The 21,144-nt window shown below is 72.4% G+C and carries 22 protein-coding genes; 7 read left to right on the top strand and 15 right to left on the bottom strand.

Annotated elements, in window-relative coordinates:
* Nucleotides 1–4 precede the first annotated feature (4 nt).
* From AB0J67_RS11005 to AB0J67_RS10980, 6 genes are all read right to left on the bottom strand, one after another.
* A complete protein-coding gene (locus AB0J67_RS11005) occupies nucleotides 5–1,228 on the bottom strand; it encodes a P-loop NTPase (RefSeq protein ID WP_363479524.1) in 1,224 nt (407 codons plus the stop codon).
* A 7-nt stretch (nucleotides 1,229–1,235) separates the two neighbouring features.
* Complete coding sequence (gene cpaB / locus AB0J67_RS11000; protein ID WP_363479521.1) at nucleotides 1,236–1,979, bottom strand: Flp pilus assembly protein CpaB; 744 nt, start codon at nucleotides 1,977–1,979, stop codon at nucleotides 1,236–1,238.
* Between the two features lie 24 nt (nucleotides 1,980–2,003).
* A complete protein-coding gene (locus AB0J67_RS10995; RefSeq protein ID WP_363479594.1) occupies nucleotides 2,004–3,299 on the bottom strand; it encodes a pilus assembly protein TadG-related protein in 1,296 nt (431 codons plus the stop codon).
* Nucleotides 3,296–3,700: a TadE/TadG family type IV pilus assembly protein gene (locus AB0J67_RS10990; RefSeq protein WP_363479518.1), complete on the bottom strand. Its 405-nt coding sequence runs from the start codon at nucleotides 3,698–3,700 to the stop codon at nucleotides 3,296–3,298. The genes AB0J67_RS10995 and AB0J67_RS10990 overlap by 4 nt, the downstream gene beginning before the upstream one ends.
* Nucleotides 3,701–3,726: 26 nt before the next feature.
* On the bottom strand, nucleotides 3,727–3,933 hold the full coding sequence (locus AB0J67_RS10985; protein ID WP_363479515.1) for a Flp family type IVb pilin: 207 nt from the start codon (nucleotides 3,931–3,933) through the stop codon (nucleotides 3,727–3,729).
* Between the two features lie 394 nt (nucleotides 3,934–4,327).
* Nucleotides 4,328–5,089: a prepilin peptidase gene (locus tag AB0J67_RS10980; RefSeq protein ID WP_363479512.1), complete on the bottom strand. Its 762-nt coding sequence runs from the start codon at nucleotides 5,087–5,089 to the stop codon at nucleotides 4,328–4,330.
* Between the two features lie 54 nt (nucleotides 5,090–5,143).
* On the opposite strand from AB0J67_RS10980, the gene AB0J67_RS10975 reads away from it, so the two are divergent.
* The 3 genes from AB0J67_RS10975 to AB0J67_RS10965 all read left to right on the top strand — a co-directional run bounded on the left by AB0J67_RS10975 (nucleotide 5,144) and on the right by AB0J67_RS10965 (nucleotide 7,919).
* A complete protein-coding gene (locus AB0J67_RS10975; protein ID WP_363479509.1) occupies nucleotides 5,144–5,623 on the top strand; it encodes a hypothetical protein in 480 nt (159 codons plus the stop codon).
* 10 nt (nucleotides 5,624–5,633) lie between these two features.
* Complete coding sequence (locus tag AB0J67_RS10970; protein ID WP_363479506.1) at nucleotides 5,634–6,155, top strand: DoxX family membrane protein; 522 nt, start codon at nucleotides 5,634–5,636, stop codon at nucleotides 6,153–6,155.
* Between the two features lie 330 nt (nucleotides 6,156–6,485).
* Nucleotides 6,486–7,919: a glycosyltransferase 87 family protein gene (locus AB0J67_RS10965; RefSeq protein WP_363479503.1), complete on the top strand. Its 1,434-nt coding sequence runs from the start codon at nucleotides 6,486–6,488 to the stop codon at nucleotides 7,917–7,919.
* A gap of 107 nt (nucleotides 7,920–8,026) precedes the next feature.
* On the opposite strand, the gene AB0J67_RS10960 is transcribed toward AB0J67_RS10965, so the two are convergent.
* The 3 genes from AB0J67_RS10960 to moaCB form a co-directional block, all read right to left on the bottom strand.
* Entirely contained in the window at nucleotides 8,027–8,449 is a 423-nt protein-coding gene (locus tag AB0J67_RS10960) for a molybdenum cofactor biosynthesis protein MoaE (RefSeq protein WP_363479500.1), read from the bottom strand.
* Nucleotides 8,446–9,645, bottom strand: coding sequence for a molybdopterin molybdotransferase MoeA (locus AB0J67_RS10955; RefSeq protein ID WP_363479497.1), 1,200 nt, complete (start codon nucleotides 9,643–9,645; stop codon nucleotides 8,446–8,448). Before AB0J67_RS10955 ends, AB0J67_RS10960 begins: the two co-directional genes overlap by 4 nt.
* Before the next feature lie 157 nt (nucleotides 9,646–9,802).
* The gene (gene moaCB / locus AB0J67_RS10950; RefSeq protein WP_363479591.1) at nucleotides 9,803–10,801 is read right to left on the bottom strand and encodes a bifunctional molybdenum cofactor biosynthesis protein MoaC/MoaB; all 999 of its coding nucleotides are present in this window, start codon (nucleotides 10,799–10,801) and stop codon (nucleotides 9,803–9,805) included.
* Between the two features lie 373 nt (nucleotides 10,802–11,174).
* Here moaCB and AB0J67_RS10945 point away from each other — a divergent pair, with 373 nt between their 5' ends.
* Nucleotides 11,175–13,652 carry a bifunctional diguanylate cyclase/phosphodiesterase gene (locus AB0J67_RS10945; RefSeq protein ID WP_363479494.1) on the top strand — a complete coding sequence of 826 codons (2,478 nt, stop codon included), beginning with the start codon at nucleotides 11,175–11,177 and terminating at the stop codon, nucleotides 13,650–13,652.
* A 92-nt stretch (nucleotides 13,653–13,744) separates the two neighbouring features.
* A complete protein-coding gene (locus AB0J67_RS10940) occupies nucleotides 13,745–15,130 on the top strand; it encodes a glycosyltransferase 87 family protein (RefSeq protein ID WP_363479588.1) in 1,386 nt (461 codons plus the stop codon).
* A gap of 28 nt (nucleotides 15,131–15,158) precedes the next feature.
* On the opposite strand, the gene crcB (AB0J67_RS10935) is transcribed toward AB0J67_RS10940, so the two are convergent.
* Genes crcB (AB0J67_RS10935) through dnaB form a run of 4 tightly spaced genes read right to left on the bottom strand, consistent with a single transcriptional unit; the run spans nucleotide 15,159 to nucleotide 17,597 of the window.
* Nucleotides 15,159–15,530 (bottom strand): fluoride efflux transporter CrcB, encoded by a 372-nt coding sequence (crcB, locus tag AB0J67_RS10935; RefSeq protein WP_363479491.1) that lies wholly within the window; start codon nucleotides 15,528–15,530, stop codon nucleotides 15,159–15,161.
* Nucleotides 15,527–15,850: a DUF190 domain-containing protein gene (locus AB0J67_RS10930; protein ID WP_363479488.1), complete on the bottom strand. Its 324-nt coding sequence runs from the start codon at nucleotides 15,848–15,850 to the stop codon at nucleotides 15,527–15,529. Before AB0J67_RS10930 ends, crcB (AB0J67_RS10935) begins: the two co-directional genes overlap by 4 nt.
* Nucleotides 15,832–16,224: a fluoride efflux transporter CrcB gene (gene crcB, locus AB0J67_RS10925; protein WP_363479485.1), complete on the bottom strand. Its 393-nt coding sequence runs from the start codon at nucleotides 16,222–16,224 to the stop codon at nucleotides 15,832–15,834. The genes AB0J67_RS10930 and crcB (AB0J67_RS10925) overlap by 19 nt, the downstream gene beginning before the upstream one ends.
* A gap of 41 nt (nucleotides 16,225–16,265) precedes the next feature.
* The gene (gene dnaB, locus AB0J67_RS10920) at nucleotides 16,266–17,597 is read right to left on the bottom strand and encodes a replicative DNA helicase (RefSeq protein ID WP_363479585.1); all 1,332 of its coding nucleotides are present in this window, start codon (nucleotides 17,595–17,597) and stop codon (nucleotides 16,266–16,268) included.
* Between the two features lie 391 nt (nucleotides 17,598–17,988).
* On the opposite strand from dnaB, the gene AB0J67_RS10915 reads away from it, so the two are divergent.
* Nucleotides 17,989–18,624, top strand: a complete 636-nt coding sequence (locus tag AB0J67_RS10915) for a hypothetical protein (protein WP_363479482.1) — start codon at nucleotides 17,989–17,991, stop codon at nucleotides 18,622–18,624.
* 166 nt (nucleotides 18,625–18,790) lie between these two features.
* On the top strand, nucleotides 18,791–20,239 hold the full coding sequence (locus AB0J67_RS10910) for a von Willebrand factor type A domain-containing protein (protein WP_363479479.1): 1,449 nt from the start codon (nucleotides 18,791–18,793) through the stop codon (nucleotides 20,237–20,239).
* Between the two features lie 150 nt (nucleotides 20,240–20,389).
* Here the strand turns inward: AB0J67_RS10910 and rplI are convergent, their stop codons facing one another.
* Complete coding sequence (rplI, locus tag AB0J67_RS10905; protein ID WP_363479476.1) at nucleotides 20,390–20,839, bottom strand: 50S ribosomal protein L9; 450 nt, start codon at nucleotides 20,837–20,839, stop codon at nucleotides 20,390–20,392.
* Between the two features lie 14 nt (nucleotides 20,840–20,853).
* Nucleotides 20,854–21,093 carry a 30S ribosomal protein S18 gene (rpsR, locus tag AB0J67_RS10900; RefSeq protein WP_120317647.1) on the bottom strand — a complete coding sequence of 80 codons (240 nt, stop codon included), beginning with the start codon at nucleotides 21,091–21,093 and terminating at the stop codon, nucleotides 20,854–20,856.
* Between the last annotated feature and the right edge of the window lie 51 nt (nucleotides 21,094–21,144).

Below are 21,144 nucleotides of genomic sequence, written 5' to 3'. Positions count from 1 at the left end.
GGGTCTAGCCCTTCTTCCGCGCGAAGATCCCGCGCTTTGCGGGGGTGGCGGTGCCGAGGAACCGCTTGACGGCCAGGTCGCGGATGGCCGAACTGACCGGGTGCTGCGGCTGTGCGGCGCACAGCGGCTGGCCGCGGTTCGCCGAGATGGGCACGTCCCGGCTGCTCGGGATGAACCCGGCGATGGGGACCCGGATCACCTTCTCGACCTCGGTCATGGAGAGCCCGACCTTGGAGTCGGCCCGGTTCAGCACGATCGTGCGGGCCTCGCGCCGGTAGTCGAGCAGCTCGAACATGTCCAGCGTCACCCGCAGGTTCTTCAGCGACGGCAGCTCCGGCGTGCCGACCAGCACGTAGTGGTGGGTGGCGTCGAGTGCCGCCAGCATCTGCTCGGTGAACGCGCTCGCGGTGTCGATGACGACGAAGTCGTACATGCCCCGGGCCATGTGGATGATCTCGGTGATGAGGTCGCGCGTCACCTCCTCGGCGATGGCGGGCTGCACCGGGGCCAGCAGCACGTCCACGGCCGCGCCGCCGGACTCGTACCTGGTGAACAGGGTGCGCAGGCCGGTCTCGTCGAGGCGGTCGGCGACCGGGATCGCGTCGGCGATGGTCCGGTGCGGCGCCAGCTGCATCATGATCGCGACGTCGCCGAAGGCGAGGTCCAGATCGATCAGGCAGACCCGGCGCCGGCCGCTCGCCTTGTCGCCCTGGGCGAGCGTGATCGCCAGGTTGGTGGCGATGGTGCTCTTGCCGCAGCCGCCCTTCGCGGCGAACACGGTGATCACCTGGCCCTCCACCAGGTCGTCCGGCGCGGCGGAGACCGGCGCGGACGGCACGGCGGCACGGCCGGTGGCGCGGCTGTTCGCCGCGCCGAGCAGCTGCCGGGACAGGTCGTGGGAGCGCCCGGCGGCCGCCAGCACCGCCGCATGATCCGATGGGTCGACCACTTCTCGTACACCCGCTTTCAGCGCGTCGGCCAGTACGTTGACATCGAGGTCGGACCTCAGCAGCAGCACCCCGAGGTGAGGGCGGCGCAGGCGGCACTGCTCGGCGAAGACGAGCGCGTCGTGCAGCGGCACGTTCGGCCCGAAGACGACAAGCTGCTCGTCGCGGTCCGCGTTGATCTGCTCGACCAGTGCCTCCGCGGTGGGCACCACCACCGCCTCGCCCAGCAGGGTGCTCAGGTGCCGGGCGAGGCGGTGCTCGCTCTCATAAATGATCGTCATCGCGGTTTCAGCGCAGCAGCGCCCGGTCGTCCACGCCGGTGCCCGGCCGCACCTCGGAGGAGTCGGTGAGCAGCGCGAGGTAGAGCCGTCCGGTGCGGACCGCGTGCACCAGGCGCTCCGCGTCGGCCTGGGTGACCGCGAGGGTCACCAGCAGCGTGACCGTGCCGCCCTTGGCCTCGGCGGTCTCCCGCTGGGCCGAGGTCACACCGTCCTGCCCGTACGCGCCGACGGCGAGGACCTCGACCCGCGGCAGCAGCAGCTTGGTCACCGACCCCTGCGCTCCGGCGGTCTGGCTCTTCAGCGTCGTGAAGACCGCGATCTGGGAGCCCGGCCGGACGAACCCGCCGACCTCCTCCTCGACGGCCGTCTTCACGCTGACGGCCATCATCTTCTCCGGCACGGCAACCCCGCCGGACAGCTTGGTCGCGGCGCCGAACATGCCCTTGAGCAGCAGTTGCCGCGGCTGGACGTCGTGCGTGAGCACCAGCTCGTCGAGCTCGGCCGGGACGTCGGTGAGGCTGTCCGCCGGCAGCGCCGCCGCCGGCATCACCACCGGCTCGAACAGCTGCCGGGCCCGCAGCGAGGTGCCGCTGGTGCCGGCCGGGATGCGGGCCTTGGCGACGAGCACGGTCACCGCGGTCTGTCCCTCGGCCACCGAGTTACGGGTCTGGTTCACGTAGAGCAGCACCGCCGCCGTGCCGAGCACGGCCAGGACGATGGCGAGCACCACGCCGAGAATGCGCCGGGTCATGAGAGGTTCCTTCTGGTACGGGAGTCAGCCGATGGTCTTGACGAGGGTCGCGCCGAAGCTCGGCGTCGTACCGAAGTCGCCGCCTGATACGAGGGCATGGGTGAAGTAGCCGAAGATGCACTGGCCGCCGGACGACGGGCCGCTGACCGCGGCACGGCAGAGCGGGTCCGCCTCGCGATCGGACAGCTCGGAGTCGTGGTCGTTCTCGCCCGCGCCGAGCGGCAGGTTGGCCCAGCCGGTGAGGACGAAGGCGGCGAAGCCCTCAAGCTCGTAGGTGCCGCCGGTGCCACCGCCGGTGGGGCTGTCCGGGTCGTAGATCGGCACCGCGATGGGCTCGCCCGACTCGACGAGGTCCAGCAGTGCGGCCTCGCACTCCGACTCGACGTTCGCGCCGGGCTCCACGCTGTACAGCACGACCTCGAAGAACTGGGTCAGGCACGCCGATCCGGGGACGATGTCGGTCCACCCGAAGCCGCCCGGCAGGTCGGCGCCGGACCCGTTGACCTCACATGGCTCGGTCGCTCCGCCACCGGGGCCGCCGCCACCGCCGGGACCGCCACCGCCACCGGGACCGCCACCGCCACCAGGGCCGCCGCCACCACCGGGACCGCCGCCACCACCAGGGCCGCCACCGCCACCAGGGCCGCCGCCACCACCGGGACCGCCACCACCCGGAGTACGGGTGGTGAGCACGACCTCGAAGGAGACGTCCGGAACCTCCGGCGGAGCGGGGGCCAACCGCGCCCCGTTTCCGGTCGCGGTGTTCCACTCGTCCAGGCAGAAGGTCAGCGCCAGGCCGGTGCTCGGCGCGCCCCAGCCGACCCGGGCGCACGCGCCGATGGTGGCGTCGGGCCCGCCGCCGGCGAGTGCCTGGGCGAAGGTGGGCGGGAGGACGAAGCCGCCGTCGGGCAGCTGGGTCCGCGTGTGCACCTCGACGTACTTGTAAGCGGCCGCCGAGTCGACGGTGCCGATGCAGTCGGTGAGGTTGCTGCGGGGGGTGTACGTGCAGGGGGCCGCCAGGGTGGCGTCCGTGCCGCAGACGTGCAGCACCGAAGCGGCACCGTCACTGGCGTTGCCCTTGGCATACACGGCGGCCGTGTCCTGCGCGGCCGCGCATTCGGTGCCACGGCCGAGGCCGCAGTCCAGCGCGATGGCCATCGCGGCGGCGTCGGCGCCGGACTGCAGCTCCTCGCGCTCGGCGTAGAGCTGCCCGATGTCGACGACGATCGCCGTCATGCCCAGCAGCACCCCGCCAGCCAGCAGGATGCCGACGATCACGGAGGCGCCGCCGGCGTCGCGGCGGGATCCGGCGAGCTTCATGCGCGGCACGGCATGACTCCCTTGCCCTCGATGGTGACCGTGCCGAACGGGCCGCCGCCGAAGAACGCGGCGAGCGCGCCCATCGGCGTCACCCAGGTGAAGTCGTACTCGACGACGACCAGCGCGTTGTCGCCCGGTGCCGAGGTCGAGGCGCACGTGGTGCTCTCCGCGGCGACCACCTCGTAGTCGCTGTTGATCAGGTCGATGCGGTCCTGGGCGGCGGTCGAGCTCGTGCTGTCGACGACCGCCGCGCGGGCTCCCTCGCGCGCCGCCTCCGTGACGGAGATCTGCGCGTTCAGCATCCGCCCGAAATCGATGATGCCGAAGACGAGGAGCAGCAGCACCGGCAGGACCATCGCCAGTTCCACTGCCGCGGCGCCTTTGTCGGCCTGTGTACGCACTGCTGCTGCTCCTCCGAAGTCGGCGATCAGCAGCCCGCGACGCCGCTCGAGCCGTCGGTGTCGATCGTGTTGCAGGTGTCGCCGAAGAGGTCGGCGAGCTCGGTGCCGAAGGCGCCGACCAGCACCACGATGGCGGCGGCGATCAGGGCGACCATCAGGCCGTACTCGACGGCGGTGGCACCACGGTCACGGGACGCCCAGGCGGCCTGGGTCTTGGTGATGAGCTTGAGCATGTGCGAAAGCACCCCCAGCGACGGCCGAACCGCACCCACGCGGCCGGTCCAACGGCTTGTGACGACCAGGCGGCCGCCAGATGGCAGCGTGCCCAGTCGGCAACACCCCGTCACTCCGTTGTCACGGCACGGTGAGGATGCGATCAAGCCGGGCCGCGGAGGCGATCAGTTGAACACTCAACGTGATCGTGGAGTCGCACCTCCACCGGCGCGCGACGTACCCACCGTGACGCGGATCGCACGTTCAGCCGATGCCATAGAGCTTCTCCAGGGGGCGAATCGGGCAGCCCTGCCAAGGTCAGCTGCCTGCGGCCGGCATGCCGGCCCTCCCCGGCCGCCCGCTGTCGCGTAACCGACAGTGTCGGTGCGGCTCACCCGGCCGGGCGACCTCCGGTCACCCCTGGGCGGGCAGCACGAGGAACACCAGGACCAGTGCGAGCAGCGCACCGGCCAGCAACGACGGACCCATCGGCAGCGAGCCCCGCCAGCCGACCCGGCGTCGCGCCAGCAGCACCACCGCGACGACGCCGTTCAGCAGCACGGCGAGCAGGCCGCCGAGCACCACCACCGGCCAGCCGAACCAGCCGAGCAGCATGCCCAGCACCCCGGCGGTCTTCGCGTCGCCGAGGCCGATCTGCCCGCCGGTCAGCAGCGACATCAGCCCGAACACGGCCAGCAGCGCCGCGCCGCCGGCCAGGGCGCGGCCGTACGCCGGCCAGGCGCCGCCGGTCACGGCCGCGAGCGCCAGCAGCACGGCCACGGCCACGGCCAGGCGCCACACGATGGGGTCGGGCAGCCGCTGCACCGCGAGGTCGATCGCGGCGAGCAGCACCCCGGCCACGCTCAGCAGCAGGCCCGCGACCAGCACCCAGCCCCGCCCGGCCAGCGCGGCCGCGGTGAGCCCCGCGGACACCGCACCGGCTGATACGGTCCACAATGGACTCGGCCCGAAGCGCACCCGGCAGGAGGCGCAGCGGGCGGACAGCCTCAGCCAGCCGGAGGGCCCGGCGGGCAGCGGAGCCTCGCAGGCCGCGCAGCCGGCGCGGGCGGGCTCCCCCCACGGCACGGACATGCGGTACGCCACCAGCGGGGTCAGCGCGCCGAAGACGGCACCCACGGCGGGTGACAACATCGTGACGGAGGAGTCGAGCGACATGGCGCGCACGGTACCTTGGCTGGCACCCCGATCTCGTCCCCGCGGAGCACGGTTTTGCACACGCCCGACCGCCACCCGAACGACCCCATGGAGCAGATGACCGAGCTGCTGCCCATCGTGCAGGCCCCACCCCGGCCTCGGATGGGCGGGCGCGGACCCGCCGTCATCGGCATCGGCCTGCTCGCCGCCTCACTAGTGATCTTCACGGGCGTGCTCATCGCCCTGAAGCTGGTCCCCAACCCGTTCGCCGAACAGGCCGCGCCGATCCCGGTGACCACGGCGTCGCCTTCCGGCCCGCCGCGCACGGCGCGCTTCGCGCAGCCCGGCGACTGCGTGGCCAACCACGGCACCGAGGAGGACCCCGACCTGGTGCTGACCGAGTGCGCGCCGGGCGTGCTGGAGGTGCTGGCCCGGTTCGACGCGACCAACGACACCGGCGAGTGCGCCGGCGTGGCGGGCTACCGCTACCACTACTTCTACGACAGCGAGCTGACGGGTTTGGATTTCGTCCTTTGCATGGGGGAACGTCCTTGATAATGGTGGTATGAGACCAGTACGAGGGGTCGCTCGCGCCCTGCTCGGCGGGCTGTTCGTCGCCGCCGGGGCCAAGGCGCTGATGAAACCCGACCGGTACGCGGCCGAGGCCGAGCCCCTCGCGGAGCAGGTCGCGCCGCTGCTGGAGGCGGTCGACTCGCGGCTGCCCACCGAGCCGAAGACGCTGGTCCGGGTGAACGCGGGCGTGCAGGTGATCGCCGGCGCCATGCTGGCCACCGGCACCGCGCCCCGCCCCGCCGCCGCGTTGCTGGCCGGGACGCTCATCCCCGCCACGATCGTGGGCCACCCGTTCTGGAAGGTCGAGAACCCGGCGGCCCGCAACGACGAGCTGGTCCACTTCGCCAAGAACCTCGGCCTGCTGGCCGGGCTGCTGCTGGCCGCCGCCGACACCGCCGGGTCGCCGAGCCTCGGCTGGCGCGCGCACAAGGCCGTCCACGACGCGCAGAAGTCCGCCCACAAGTCCATTCGCAACGCCCAGAAGAAGGCTTCGACACAGCTCCATCTGGGTTGACCGGCTTCACCGTCCGGTCCGCCGCGCCGCGCATACGGACGCCGATACCGGGTACGTCCGGATGGAGCCCGCCATCGGCCCGTTTCTTCGCTCCGCTCAGTGCAGTTGCGACATACGGCGAGTGGTGTTTGCCCAGCCTGCCCGGCTGGTGTGACGCCAATCACCCTATCTTCGCAGGGTGCGTTAACCAGCTAGAAATGTCGCAAAGGCGTGTGGGATCGGACACGGTCGGGTAACACGGGAGGTACTGGAGTGGTGCGCCGTTCTAGGCTGCTGAGCAGACACGAACGGGATACCGAAACCCGGAACCTTGAAGGAGGTGGCGACGCCATGCCGGCACTCGGCGTGCGCCGTCTGCCCCGCCTGTCGCAGAGCCTCCACCGCGTCATCCGTGAACTGAGATCCCTCAACGGGGATCGTCGCACGCTCGTCCGGGTCGGCATCGTCGCCGCCGTCTGCTACGCCGCCTGGGTGACCGAGCAGAATTTCGGACGGTGGTACGACTTCTTCGACATGAAGATCTATCACGGCGCGGTGGTGTGGTGGAGCGGCGGCGGCGAGCTGTACGAGTACATCGCACCTGACACGACGCTCGGCTTCACGTACCCGCCGTTCGCCGCGCTGCTGATGCTGCCCATGGCCGCGCTGACCCCTTCCGCCGCAGGCCTGTTCAACCTGCTCTTCGGCCTCGGCGCGCTGGGCTTCGTGCTGACCGCGCTGCTGGTGCCGGTGGCCGACCGCTGCGGCTGGCCGCGCTGGATGACCGTCGCCGTCGCGCTGCCCATGTTCGCCGCGATCGAGCCGGTGCGCGAGACGCTCGGCTTCGGGCAGGTCAACCTGCTCCTGTTCGCACTGATCATGGCGGACATGGTGGCGCTGCGCCGCGGCTGGCGCTGGGCCGGCGTCGGCATCGGCATCGCCACCGCGATCAAGCTGACGCCCGCGCTGTTCATCGTGTACTTCCTGGTCAGCCGCCAGTGGCGGGCCGCGCTCACGGCGGCCGGCGCGACGCTCGCGGCGACCGCCGCGGCGTACCTGATCGTGCCGCACGAGTCCACGGCGTACTTCGGCAGCGTGCTCTGGCAGACCGAGCGGGTCGGCGCCGCCGACATGACCCCGAACCAGTCGCTGGCGGGCCTGCTGTCCCGGCTCTACGACACCACCACCGCGCCCAGCCTGCTGTGGATCGCGTTCACGCTGGTGCTGCTCGCGGTCGGGCTGTCCCGCGCGGCCGCGGCGCACGCCGAGGGCGACGAGCTGATCGCGTTCACGCTGGTGGGCCTCACCACCAACGTGGTCAGCCCGATCTCCTGGACGCACCACCTGGTCTGGGTCGTGCCCGCCGTGATCGCCCTGGCCGACCAGGCGCTGCGCCGCCGCGCGGCCGGTCGCGGCCTGGCGGCGCGGGGCCGGTCCACGCCCGGACTGCGCGAGCCGATCTGGTTCCCGGCGCTGGTGGGCGCCCGGCACACCGGTGCCGCCGTGGCCCTCTACCTGCTGTTCCTGATCTCCCCGATCTGGCCGTACGAGCACCAGCTCCCCGGGGTGTCGCACTACGCCGACGGACTGTTCGGGATGCTCGCCGAGAACTCGCTGGCGATCGCCCTGATCGCGCTGGTCGCGGCGCTGCCGTCGCGCCCCGGCGCGGAGCCGGCGTTCGGCAGCCTGCCCGCGGCCCGCTTCCCGCAGGCCCGCACCGGCGCCCCGGCCCCCCGCCGGGAGACCCCGGCCCCCGTCACCGTCTCCGCCAACGCCGACCACTGACCGCCGCGGGTCCGCCCGCACTTTCCGGGAAACTGCTGCCATCGGGGCCACCGATGCAGCAGTTTCCCTGTTTCTGCGGCCGTTGCCGTCGGGCGGCGGCACCCGCGTCAGGGGCAGTTGACCCACTCGTCGGTGCCGTCGGTGAAGACCTGGTGCTTCCAGATCGGCAGGCGCTGCTTGACGAGGTCGACCAGGCGGGCGCAGACCGTGAAGGCGGCCGCGCGGTGCGCGGTGGAGACCGCGGCGGCCAGCGCCACGTCCCCGATGGCCAGCGGGCCGTACCGGTGCGACACCGCGATGGCGTACACGTCGGGATCGGCCGCGAGCTCCTCGGCCACCTCCCGCAGCACCTCGGCCGCGCTCGGGTGGGACTCGTAGGTCAGCGTGGACACGGAGCGGCCGTGGTCGTGGTCGCGGACCACCCCGGCGAAGCTCACCACCGCACCCGCCCGCGGGTCGGCCACGGCCGTCTCGTGCGCCGCCACATCCAGCGGCGCGGTGGTCACCTCGGTCAGCACGACGCGGTTCACGGCACCTCCACCAGCTCGACCGTGTCACCGGTGCGCCCGGTGGCGCCCGGCGGTATGACCGCGAACCCGTGCGCGCCGGCCAGGCCGCGCAGCATCGCCGAGCCCACGTGCGAGACGGGCCGGGCCAGGCCGTCGACCGGGTCGACCCGCACCAGCGCCAGGTGGGTGTAGTCGCCCCGGCCCGGCACCGGCTCGCCCAGCGTGACCGGCGGCAGCGCCGGCTCGGGGCGGCCGGTCAGCCCGGCCAGCAGCGGGACCACCAGCGACACCAGCGCGACGACGGCCGACTGCGGGTTGCCGGGCAGCCCGGCCACGAAGCGGGTACGCCCGCCGTACGGCACCGCCGCGACCAGCATCGGGAACCCGGGGCGCACGGCCACGGTGTTGACGACGTACGTCGCGCCGAGCTCGGCCAGCGCCGGGTGCAGGTGGTCGACCGGCCCGTGCATGGTGCCGCCGGTGGTGCAGACCAGGTCGGCGCCGCTGTCCAGCGCGGCGCGCAGCGCCTCGACGTGCGCGTCCAGCGTGTCCTTGATCGGCCCGGCCGGCTGCTCGCAGGTCACGCCCAACCGGCGGAGGTACGCCGGGATGGACGGGCCGAGCGAGTCGCGGATGCGGCCGTCCGCAGGCGGGCCGGCGGTCAGCAGCTCGTCGCCGAAGATCAGCATCGCGGCGCGGGGCGCGGGCCGGACCTGCAGCGTGTCGTGCCCGCACGAGGCGGCGAGGCCGATCACGCCCGGGGTCACCGGCGTGCCGGCGGGCAGCAGCGGCTCGCCGGCACGGGCCTCCTCGCCCGGCACCCGCCACTCGCGCTCGCTCTTCGGGGTGCCGTCGACGAGGTCGCCGCTGCGCGTGGAGTGCTCGACGCGCAGGATCGCCTCGGTGCCCTCGGGCACCATCGCCCCGGTCGCGATCTCCACCGCCGTGCCGTCCCCGGTCAGCGGCGGGGGGACGCTGCCCGCGAGCACCCGGCCGGTGACCCGCCACGGGCCCCGGCCGCGCAGCGCCCAGCCGTCCACGCTCGCCGTGGGGAACGCGGGCAGGTCCGTGCCGGGCGCCAGCGGCGCGGCCAGGGTCAGCCCGTCCGCCTCGGCCAGCGGGACGGCCACCGGCGGCAGCTGCGCCCGCCAGCCCGCGGCGTGCACGGTCCGCCGGGCCGAGGCCCAGTCCTCAGGTCCGCTCATGCGCTCGCTCATGCGCGCTCCTCGCTAAGCCCGTCGCCCGCCCGAGCCCCACCGAACCACATGATTCGCTCGCTGCGCTCGCTCATGCCTTCTCCTCGCTGCGCTCGTCGGCGGCATGAGCCGAACCGAACCACATGATTCGCTCGCTGCGCTCGCTCATGGTTCGACCCTAGTCGTGGGTGTTTCCTCCGGATGACGCCGGATGGTCCCCGCCGCGTAGCTGGTCCACCGCGTGCGGCAGGACCTTCGCCAGCACGGCCAGGCCGTCGCGGACCCCGCCGGTCGAGCCGGGCAGGTTGACGACGAGGGTGCGCCCGGCGACGCCCGCGACGCCGCGGGACAGCGCGGCCAGGGGAGTGGTGCCGGCCGTGCGCACCGCGTCGGCGAGGCCGGGCACCTCGTAGTCGAGCAGCGACCGGGTCACGTCGGGGGTGCGGTCGGTCGGGCTGATGCCGGTGCCGCCGGTGGTGACGATCGCGTCGGGGCGCTCGGCGAGCGCGTCGCGCAGCGCCCGGCGGACCGGCTCGCCGTCGGGCACGACCACGACGTCGGCGACCTCGCAGCCGAACGACCGCAGGCCGTCGGCGAGCAGCGGGCCGCCGGTGTCGGCGTACACCCCGGTGGCGGCGCGGGTCGACGCGACGATGACGGCGACCTTCGGCGCGCCGGTGTTTGCCTGCGCACGGTTCTGGGAAATGGCGGGCATGGCTCCGCGCTCCCAGAGGCCGGTCTTGCCGCCCTCCTTGCGCAGCACCCGGACGTCGGAGATGGACGCGGCGGGATCCACCGCCTTGATCATGTCGATGAGCGCGAGCCCGGCGGCCGCGACGCAGGTCAGCGCCTCCATCTCGACCCCGGTGCGGTCCGCGGTGCGCACGGTGGCCGCGATCTCCACGCCGTCGGCGGTGACGGTCAGGTCGACGGTGACGCCATGGATGGCGATGGGGTGGCACAGCGGGATCAGCTCCGGGGTGCGCTTGGCGGCCATGATGCCGGCCAGCCGCGCCACGCCGAGCGCGTCGCCCTTCGGCATTCCCTCGCCCCGCAGCAGGTCCAGGACCTCACGCGTGGTGACCACGCGCCCCGCTGCCACGGCGACACGCAGAGTGATCTCCTTGCCGGCGACGTCGACCATCCGGGCTTCGCCGCGGGCGTCCACATGAGTCAGCTGAGGTGAGCTGGAAGCTGTTCCTTCTGTCACGACATGAGCCTAGTTGCTTCGCGCGAGACGATGGGAGGCGAACACAGTGCGTAGGCGATCCACCACTAATGGTGATAAATCGCCATGCTTGTTTGAAATATGAACCTACTACTAGATATCGACCGGGACGAAGTTACGCTCTGCATCAGGACTTGGCAAGCATCGACGGTTCTGCGGAGGAGAGCGACATGCGCACCAACGAATGGGGCTGAGAATCGCTTAGGCTGTCGGCACGCACGACCATCCGTCTACACGGAAGAGGTCCGACGTGGCGGCCGAGAACACCACTCCGCAACAGACCGAGAGCCGGCTCCGGCTGCTCGTCGGTCTGGTTGCGTCGGTGGCCTCAGCCATGCTGCTGGCCGCTGCCGGATTCCTGTTCACCCAGCCGATCACCGTCGACCTGGTGCTGCGGGCCAGCGCGCTCGCCCTCCTGGTCACGCTGACCTCGCTGGTGTCGGTGAACATCCGGATCCGGTCCAACCAACACATCGTGCACTGGGCGGATGCCGCGCTGCTCACCGCAGCGGTGCTGCTGCCCGCCCCGTGGGCCGTGCTGTGCGCCGCCGCCGGCACGGCCGCCGCCAAGAGCGTCAAGCGGCTGCCGCCGATCAAGCTCGTCTTCGCGGTGGCGAAGGAGACCGTCACCTGCGGGCTCGCCGCGCTCGTGCTGTACGCGTACCCCTCGGTGGCCGACGACCCGCTCGGCCACCTGGGCATCCTGGCCGTCGCCTTCACGGTCGTCGTGCTGGCCGACGAGGTCATCGCGATCCCGGTCATCGCGGTGGCCACCCGCACCAGCGTGCGGGACCGCTTCCTGGCGCACCTCGACCTGCGGCTCGGCTCGGCCGTCGTCCGCTTCGCCGTCGCGGTGCTGGCCCTGGCCGTGCTCACCGAGCAGCCAGGGCTGCTGATCGCGGTCCCCGCGATCGTGTTCAGCCTGCACCTCACCTACCGCGGCCGGCTGCGGGCGCGCGCCGAGCGGCTGGCCTGGCAGCAGCTCGCCGAAGCCACCGACGCCATGAACGTCGTGCAGATGGAGACGGTGCTGCACACCGCCGTCCACAACGGCGCCCGGCTGTTCTCCGCCGACCAGGTCGAGATCACCGTGTTCATGGAAGGCGCGCAGCAGCTCGTACGCGGCACCCACGGCGACATCACGTACCACGGCGCGCCCGACCACGCCCCGGTCGACCCGAACACCACCGCCATCGTGCCGCTGATCGGCGAGCACGACGGCGAGCGCGTCGGCGAGCTGCGGCTCTGCTTCCACGTGCCGGTCGCGCTGTCCGAGCGGGAGCAGTTCACGCTGCGGGCGTTCGCCGGGGCGCTGTGCACCGCGATCCGCAACGCGACGTCGTACGCCCAGCTGGAGCAGCTCGCCGGGCAGCACCAGCACGACGCCACCCACGACCTGCTCACCGGCCTGCCGAACCGGCGCCGCCTGCAGCTGGAGGTGGAGGACGCGCTCGACCGGCGGCACGGCCGCCGCGGGGTGACCGCGCTGCTGGTGCTCGACCTCAACCACTTCAAGGACGTCAACGACGCGCTCGGCCACACCGCCGGCGACCAGGTGCTGGTCACCGTGGCCCGCCGACTGTCCGCCGCCGCGGGCCCCGAAGCCCTGGTCACCCGGCTCGGCGGCGACGAGTTCGCGGTGCTCTACCGCGGGCTGCCCGCCCCGGCGCTGGCCCTGCACCGCGCCGAGAACCTGCTGGCCACGCTGCACGAGCCGGTGGACGTCGACGGCATGCCGCTGGTCGTGGGCGCGAGCGCGGGCGTGGCGGCCGCGCCCGCCCGGGGCGGCTTCGTGGAGCTGCTGCGCCGCGCCGACATCGCGATGTACCAGGCCAAGCGCACCGGACGGACGGTGGCCGTGTACGCCCGCGAGGACGACACCGCCGACCGCGGCCGGCTCGTGGTCGGCGGCATGCTGCCCCGCGCGGTGGCGGAGAAGGAGTTCATCCTCCAGTTCCAGCCGATCGTCGACCTGGCCAGCGGCGAGGCGATCAGCGCCGAGGCGCTGGCCCGCTGGCAGCACCCGGACAAGGGCATGGTCGACCCGCGCAGCTTCCTGGAGCCGATCGAGCGCTCCGGGCTGCTCACCGCGTTCACCGACGCGGTGCTCGACCAGGCGCTGGCCGGTGCCGCCCGCTGGCGCGAGCTCGGCTGCCGGTGGCCCGTCGCGGTCAACATCTCCCCGCGCAGCCTGCTCGACCGGCGGCTGCCCGCCCTGGTCACCCGCCGCCTGGACGACCACGGCCTGCCCGGCGACGCGCTGGTGCTGGAGCTGACCGAGTCGCACAACGTCAGTCAGCTGGACATCGTGGACAAGGTGCTCGCCGAGCTGATGGAGCTGGGCTGCGCCATCGCGCTGGACGACTTCGGCACCGGGTATTCGTCGCTCTCGGTGCTGCCCCGGGTGCCCGCCACCGAGCTGAAGATCGACCGCTCGTTCGTGATGCAGATGGAGAGCACGCCCAGCTCCGCCGCCGTGGTCCGGTCGACCGTCGAGCTCGGCCGCCACCTCGACCTGCTGGTGGTCGCCGAGGGCGTCGAGCGCGACAGCCAGCGGCAGATGCTGTGGGACCTGGGCTGCACCGCCGGGCAGGGCCACCTGTTCGCCAAGCCGATGCCGATCGCCGAGATCCTGGAGCTGGTCACCGCCGCCGACGGGCCGACCCGGCTCGCCGAGCCGCTGCACGACCCGAAGGCCGTGGTGCGGATGCCCGCCAAGCGCACCCCGGGCCGCGGCGCCCGCCCGTCCGGGGCCACCGGTGCCGCCGGGGCGGGCCGGGTGTCAGACTCCTCGGCGTGAGCCAGCCCAGCGAGCACACCACCGCCGTGTCCCCGGACGTGACCGACCGCGACGAGCCGAGCGCGGGCGCGGCCGGGCGGCTCTGGCGCCGGATCGACCGCGCCGCCGGCGGGCTCGCCGCCGACCTCTGCCTGTACGCGCTGTCCGCGCTGTTCGCCTGGTCCACCGCGACCGGCTCCACGCTCACCTCGCACCGCGCCTGGGGCGCGCTCGCCGCCTGGGGCTACGCCGCCGCCACCTTGGCCGTCCTCACCCAACTCGCCCTCCGCCACCGCCCCGCGTCCCGCCCCGCCGAAGATCACCCGACTTGCCCGGCAGATGGGCGGAAGAGCGCCCAAGATACGCCCGTTTGCCAGGCAAGTCGGACGATCACGGACGGCGCGGACCGCGCGGGCGGGCCGGAGGGAGTGGGCGCGCGGGCTTGGGTGACGGTGGGGGCGTGGGTCGCCGTGGCGGTGGTGCCGCTGATCGTGCAGGCCGTGCAGCGGGCCGGCGGGGCCGCCGGGCGGGCGCAGGAGGAGGTGCTCGTCGTCGAGGAGTCGGCACGGCGCCTGCTCGATTCGGGTACGCCGTACCTCGGGCGCGACGGCATCGCGGCGCTGCCGGAGCCACTGCTGGGGTACACGCCGTACCAGCCGGGCATGGCGGTGTTCGGGCTGCCCCGGGCGGTGTTCGGCGTCGCCTGGTGGACCGACGCGCGGGTGTGGTTCGCCCTGGTGACCGCGCTCGCCGTGCTGCTGGCGGCCAGGCTGCTGCGCGACGGCACCCCGGCACAGGACGCGCTGCTGGTACGCGCCGCGCAGGCCGCCTCGGTGCTCCCGCTGTGCGCGCTGACCATCGCGACCGGCGGCGACGACCTGCCCGTGCTCGCGCTCTGCCTGCTGGCCTTCGCGTGCGCCGCGCGCGGCCGGTTCGGCTGGTCCGGGCTCGCCATGGGCGCCGCCGCCGCGATGAAGCTGCTGGCCTGGCCGGTCGCCCTGGTGCTCGGCGCCTACGCGGTGGTGCGCCGGTCGACCGGCCGGTACGCCGCGGGCGCCGCCGGGCTGCCGGTGCTGGCCCTGGTCCCGGCGCTGCTGGTCGAGCCCGCCGCGTTCGTCGAGAACGTGGTCCGCTTCCCGACCGGGCACGGCCTGGTCACCAGCCCCGCGGCGTCACCGCTGCTGGGCTGGCTGATCGCGCGGCACGTGCCGGGTGGGCGTACCGTCGCGCTGGTCCTGCTCCTGCTCGCGGGCCTGGCCATCGGCCTCTGGCTGCTGCGCCGCCCACCCCGCGACGCCGGCACCGCCGCCCTGATCACCGCCACCGGCCTGCTGGCCGCCATCATCCTGATGCCGTCCACCCGCTTCGGCTACCTCCTCTACCCCGCCGCCCTCGCGCTGTGGTCCCTCCCCCTCCGCGCCCCCACCCGGGTTGATCATGAACTTGTGGACGTGGTCGACGGCGTGTCACCACCCCGAGACCGTGATCACCGAGGCTGAGTCCACCGGTCGGGGTCAGGGCGGCTGGTCACCAGAGCGCAGTGGCGAGCAGGTAGCCGGCGGCAGCGGCGAGCAGGCCGAACGCGACGCTGATCGTCACATTGAGCAGGGCGAGGCGGGTGGCGCCGGTCTCGGCCAGGCGCAGGGTCTCGTAGCCGAAGGTGGAGTACGTCGTCAGCGCTCCGCAGAACCCGGTGCCCAGCGCCGCCGTCAGCGACCCCGGTACGGCTCCGGCGGCCGCGCCCCCGGCCAGCAGGCCCAGGATGAACGAGCCCGCCACGTTCACGGTCAGCGTGCCCCACGGGAACACCGAGTCGTGTCGCGCCTGCACCGCCCGGTCGACGAGGTAGCGCAGCGGCGCCCCGACGGCCGCGCCGAGCGCCACGAGCAGCACCGTCACCGGATGACCTCGACCGGGTCCAGCATGACCAGCCCTTCCAGGCGCAGCTCGGTGAGCTGGGGCAGGAAGCGGCGGACGCGCTCCTCGGCGTCCACGATGACGACCACCATCGGCAGCTCCTCGGCCAGCGACAGCAGCCGGTCGGTATGGACGCGCGAATGGGTGCCGAACCCCTCGACGCCGCGCAGCACCGTCGCCCCGGCCAGCCCGGCCGCGTGCGCCCGGTGCACGATCTCGGTGTACATCGGCCGGTGCCGCCACCGGTCGTCCTCGCCGACCACGACCGTCAGCCGCAGCCCGCTCACCGCCGTACCAGCCACCGGGTCACCACCGTCCCGCCGTACACCGCCGGCAGCGCGATCAGCAGCGTGCCCACCAGGTACGCCGCCGCGACCGCGCCCGCGCCGGACTCGATCAACCGTACGATGTCGACGGTATAGGTGGAAAAGGTGGTATAGCCGCCCAGCACGCCGGTGCCGAGGAACGGCCGCAGCAGCCGGTGCCCCGGCCACACCTCGGTGACCAGCACCATCAGCACTCCGATGAGCAGGCAGCCGGACACGTTGACGCCGAAGATCCCCCACGGGAACCCGGTGGGGGAGGGCGGCACCGCCAGCCCGACGGCGTAGCGGGCCAGCGCGCCCAGCACCCCGCCGGCGGATACCGCCGCGAGCACGTCCCACTGACTGCGCACGCGTCGAACCTATCGGGCCGCCGGGATGCCGGGTGCGGCCGTCACAGGGCCATGTCGACGAAGCGCGAGAAGTGCAGCTGCGCGGCCACGGTGATGGTGTCGGTGGGGCCGTTACGGTGCTTGGCGACGATGAAGTCCGCCTCGCCCGCGCGCGGCGACTCCTTGTCGTAGTAGTCGTCGCGGTGCAGCAGGATCACGACGTCGGCGTCCTGCTCGATCGAGCCGGACTCACGCAGGTCGGACAGCTGCGGGCGCTTGTCGGTGCGCTGCTCGGGGCCACGGTTCAGCTGGCTGACCGCGATCACCGGGCACTCGACCTCCTTGGCCAGCAGCTTCAGGCCACGGGACAGCTCGGAGACCTCCTGCTGGCGGCTCTCGGTCTTCTTCGGCGAGCTCATCAGCTGGAGGTAGTCGACCACGATCAGCTTCAGGTCGTGCCGCTGCTTGAGCCGGCGCGCCTTGGCCCGGATCTCCATCAGGTTCATGTTGGGCGTGTCGTCGACGAACACCGGCGCCTCGGAGATCTCGCCCATGCACCGGGCGAGCTTGGTCCAGTCGTCGTCGGACAGCTGGCCGGAGCGCAGCACGTGCAGCGGCACCCGCGCCTCCGCGGACAGCAGGCGCATCACGATCTCGGTCTTCGACATTTCCAGCGAGAAGATCGCGCTGGCCATGTTGGCCCGCACCGCGGCGTGGCGGGCAAAGTCCATGCTGGCCGTGGACTTGCCGAGACCAGGTCTTCCGGCAACGATGATGAGCTGCCCCGGCTGGAGGCCGCTGAGCAGGCGGTCGAGGTCGCTGAAACCGGTCGGCACGCCGCGCATGCTGCCGTCGGCGGCGCCGACCGCCTCGATCTCGTCCAGCGTCGGCTGGATCATGTCGGCGAGGATCGCGAAGTCCTCGCTGGCCCGGCGCTCGGTCACGTCATAGATGGCCTGCTGGGCCATGTCCACCACGTCGTCGACGTCCCGGCCGGAGCCGGCCGCGGAGCCATACCCCAGCTGCACGATCTTCGTGCCGGCCTCGACCAGGCGGCGCAGCACCGCGCGCTCGCCGACGATGCGGGCGTAGTAGGACGCGTTGGCGGCGGTGGGCACCGCCGAGATGAGGGTGTGCAGGTACGGCGCGCCGCCGATGCGGCCCAGGTCGCCGCCGCTCTCCAGGGTGGCCGCCACGGTGATGGCGTCGGCGGGCTCGCCGCGGCCGTAGAGGTCGAGGATCGCCTCGAAGACGGTGGAGTGGGCGGGCTTGTAGAAGTCGTTGGCGCGCAGGATCTCGACCACGTCCGCGATCGCGTCCTTCGACAGCATCATGCCGCCGAGCACGCACTGCTCGGCCGCGACGTCCTGCGGCGGGGTCTTCTCGAAGGGCACCTGCTCGGCGGCCGGGGCTGCCTGGACAGCGGTGAACTGTCCCCGTACGCCGTCACCGACTGACGTCACGGCGCCACCCCCTCACGATCCGATTCGATTGACCCTAGGCGCGGGGTGAACGCTGCACAAACACCCGCGTGGACAGGGTTGGGGGCAACCTGTGGACAACCCGGCACAGCCTGTGGGGGACCCTGTGCACAGGGTGTGGAAAACCGGTCCCCACAGGCTGTGGATAACTCGCTGACCTGCTACTTCTCGACACACAGGGTGTGCATACAAGATTCTTCTCAAGATTTTTGGACGGCGTGGCGTAGGTCATAAGATCGTCACCTGCCTATTCTCGCCGGTTCGGGGGATTGCCTGGGATATCGGTCTCCGCCACGCTCCGACCGTGGGATATCCGGATTGGCCGTCGCAGGGTGACGGCTGGGGAACGCAGCAGCACACCACGCCCAACACCCGGGCGGGCGGCTGGCCGCACCCGTCCGATCCCGCCGTGCCCCGCCAGCGCAACGCCGCCGACCGCTACGGCGCGCCCGACGACTACGGACCGCCCGCCGACCCCGGCTTCCACACATACGTCACCAGCGACAGCTACGACACGTACGACGACCGCTGGCCGGACAACCTCGTCGAGCACCACCCGCAGGAGGTCCCCGCCGGCCTGCCGGTCCGCTACCACGACGAGCCGTCCCACGCCGACCGCGACTACTGGGCCGCGCTGCTCTGGGCGGCAGGCTTCTACGGCGTGCCGCTGCTGATCCTCATCGTCCGGGCGCTGCTGCTGTCCGGCGAGCCCGACGCGGCCTGCGTCGCCGCCGGGCTCGGCGGCTGCGACTCCCCGCGCTCGGAGGCGCTGGCCGACCTCATCGCCAGCTCGCCGCGCTGGGCGCTGGCCCTGGCCGGAGCCCTGGGCATGGCCGCGGTGCTGCGCTGGGCCAGCGACACCTGGCGCGCCGCCACCATCGGCTTCTGCGCGGCCGTCGTGGCAGGTGGCGGCACCACGGTCCTGCTCAGCATCATCTGACGGCGGATTGTCTACATCACGACTGATGCACGAATTGGTCACGGCCGATTCCGCTTGCGTCTCAGGTGTGCCACGGAAGCGGTAAACGATCATCAAGTTGCGTCCCATGAAGACCAGCCCCGTGCCCGGCGGACAAACCGGCGGGTACGGCTTCACGGGAGGTCCGATGAGACTCAGCATTCCCGCGGTCGCGCTCAGCGTCGTGCTCGTCCTCACCGCCTGCAGCGCCGGGGACAGCGGCCGGTCCGATGCGCCCGCGCGCGGCGACGGCGTCACCCAGAACGAGGCCGGGCCGCAGCGGCCCGAGCGCGACGACCTGTCCACCTTCGCCCTCGACGTCGACACCGCGTCGTACGGCTACGCGGCCGGCCGCCTCGCCGACGGGCGCTGGCCGGAGCCGGACACCGTCCGGCCGGAGGAGTTCGTGAACTCCTTCGACCAGCACTACCCGCAGCCGCGCGGCGACGGCTTCGCCGTGCACGTCGACGGCGCCCGCCTGCCCGCCTCGCACGAGGCGTCGCGCGACACCCGCCTGCTGCGCGTCGGCCTGCAGACCCGCGGCGAGGAGAACGAGCAGCGCCGCGACGCCGCGCTCACCTTCGTCATCGACGTGTCCGGCTCGATGGACGCCCCCGACCGCCTCGGCCTGGTCCAGGACGCGCTGCACTACCTCGTCGACCAGCTCCGGCCGACCGACGCGGTGGCGATCGTGACCTTCAACGACCGGGCCCGGGTGGTCCGCGAGATGACCCGGGTGTCGGAGAAGCAGGCGCTGCGCGAGGCGATCGACTCGCTGCGCGCCGGTGGCAGCACCAACCTGGGCGACGGCCTGATCACCGGGTACCGGACGGCGCGTGACGGGTTCCGCCGCGGCTCCAGCAACCGGGTCATCCTGCTCTCCGACGGGCTGGCCAACACCGGCACCACCGACGCCGACCGCATGCTGCGCCAGGTCCGCGAGGAGGCGGACAAGGAGATCGCGCTGCTGGGTGTCGGCGTGGGCAGCGACTACGGCGACGCGCTGATGGAACGGCTCGCCGACCGCGGCGACGGGTTCGTGGTGTACGTGTCGGAGCGCAGCCAGGCCCGCGACATCTTCGTGCGGCGCCTGCCCGCCACGCTGTCCCTGCGCGCCATGGACGCCAAGGCACAGGTGCAGTTCGACACCAAGACCGTCGAGTCGTACCAGCTCATCGGGTACGAGAACCGCAAGGTCGCCGACGACGACTTCCGCGACGACCGGGTCGACGGCGGCGAGATCGGCCCCGGCCACTCGGTGACCGCGCTCTACCTGGTGCGGCTCGCCCCGGAGGCGACCGGCCGGGTGGCCGAGGTGCGCGTGCGCTGGCTGGACCCGAAGACGCGGCAGCCGTCCGAGACGTACGAGTCGGTCGCCACCACCGACCTGTCCGGCGACTTCGCCACCGCCGACCCGCGCCTGCGGATCTGCTACGCGGCCGCGTTCCTCGCCGTCGCACTGCGCCGCGGCGAGGACGCCCGCCAGGTGAACCTCGACGACCTCGCCAAGATCGCCGACGACGCCGCGACCCGCCTCGACGAACGTCAGTCCGACGACCTCGCCGACCTGATCCACCGCGCCGCCCGCCTCGCCTGACCCGCAGCGGGCCGCCAAGATCGCGTCGATCTTGCGCGAACTGTTAGGGATATGCCCGCTTCGGGCGTGTCGTCCCCACAGTCCACGCAAGATCGCCCGGTGGGTATGGCGAAGGCCCCCGACCTGAGGTCGGGGGCCTTCGCCGTGGCGTTACTTCGCGGCGACCACGTTCAGGTTGAACTTGGCGGTCACGTCGGAGTGCAGCTTGATCTGCACCGTGTAACCACCGGTCGACTTGATGTGGGCCGGGAGCTCGATCTTGCGCTTGTCGAGCACCGGACCGCCGGCGGCCTTGACCGCGTCGGCGACCTCGTTGGCCGTGACGGAACCGAACAGGCGACCGCCCTGGCCGGCACGCGCCGACAGGGTGACCTTCAGGCCCTCGAGCTGCGTCTTGATCTCGTTGGCGTGACCCAGGTCCCGGACGTCACGGGCCGCGCGGGCCCGCTTGATCGAGGCGACCTGCTTCTCGGCACCCTTGGTCCACAGGATCGCGAAACCCTGGGGCAGCAGGTAGTTACGGCCGAAGCCGTCCTTCACCTCGACGATGTCACCAGGCCCACCGAGGCCGGACACCTCGTGCGTCAGAATGATCTTCATGGGGTGTCCTCCTCTCAGCGACCGGTGGTGGTGTACGGCAGGAGCGCCATCTCACGCGCGTTCTTGACGGCGCGCGCGATCTGCCGCTGCTGCTGCGTGGTCACGCCGGTCACCCGCCGAGCGCGGATCTTGCCGCGGTCGGAGATGAACTTGCGCAGCAGCGCGGTGTCCTTGTAGTCGATGTAGGTGATCCCCTCCTTGTCGAGCGGGTTCACCTTCTTCTTGGGCTTGCGCAGGGCCGCAGCCTTCGCCATGATCCTCTACCTCAGTTTTGTGTCCTCTGACGGGACGGCCTCGCGGCCGCG

It is taken from the genome of Catellatospora sp. NPDC049609, from assembly GCF_040675365.1.
Classification (GTDB): domain Bacteria; phylum Actinomycetota; class Actinomycetes; order Mycobacteriales; family Micromonosporaceae; genus Catellatospora.
Note: the sequence above shows the minus strand (reverse complement) of the source record. Positions and strands in the feature narration are given on the sequence as shown.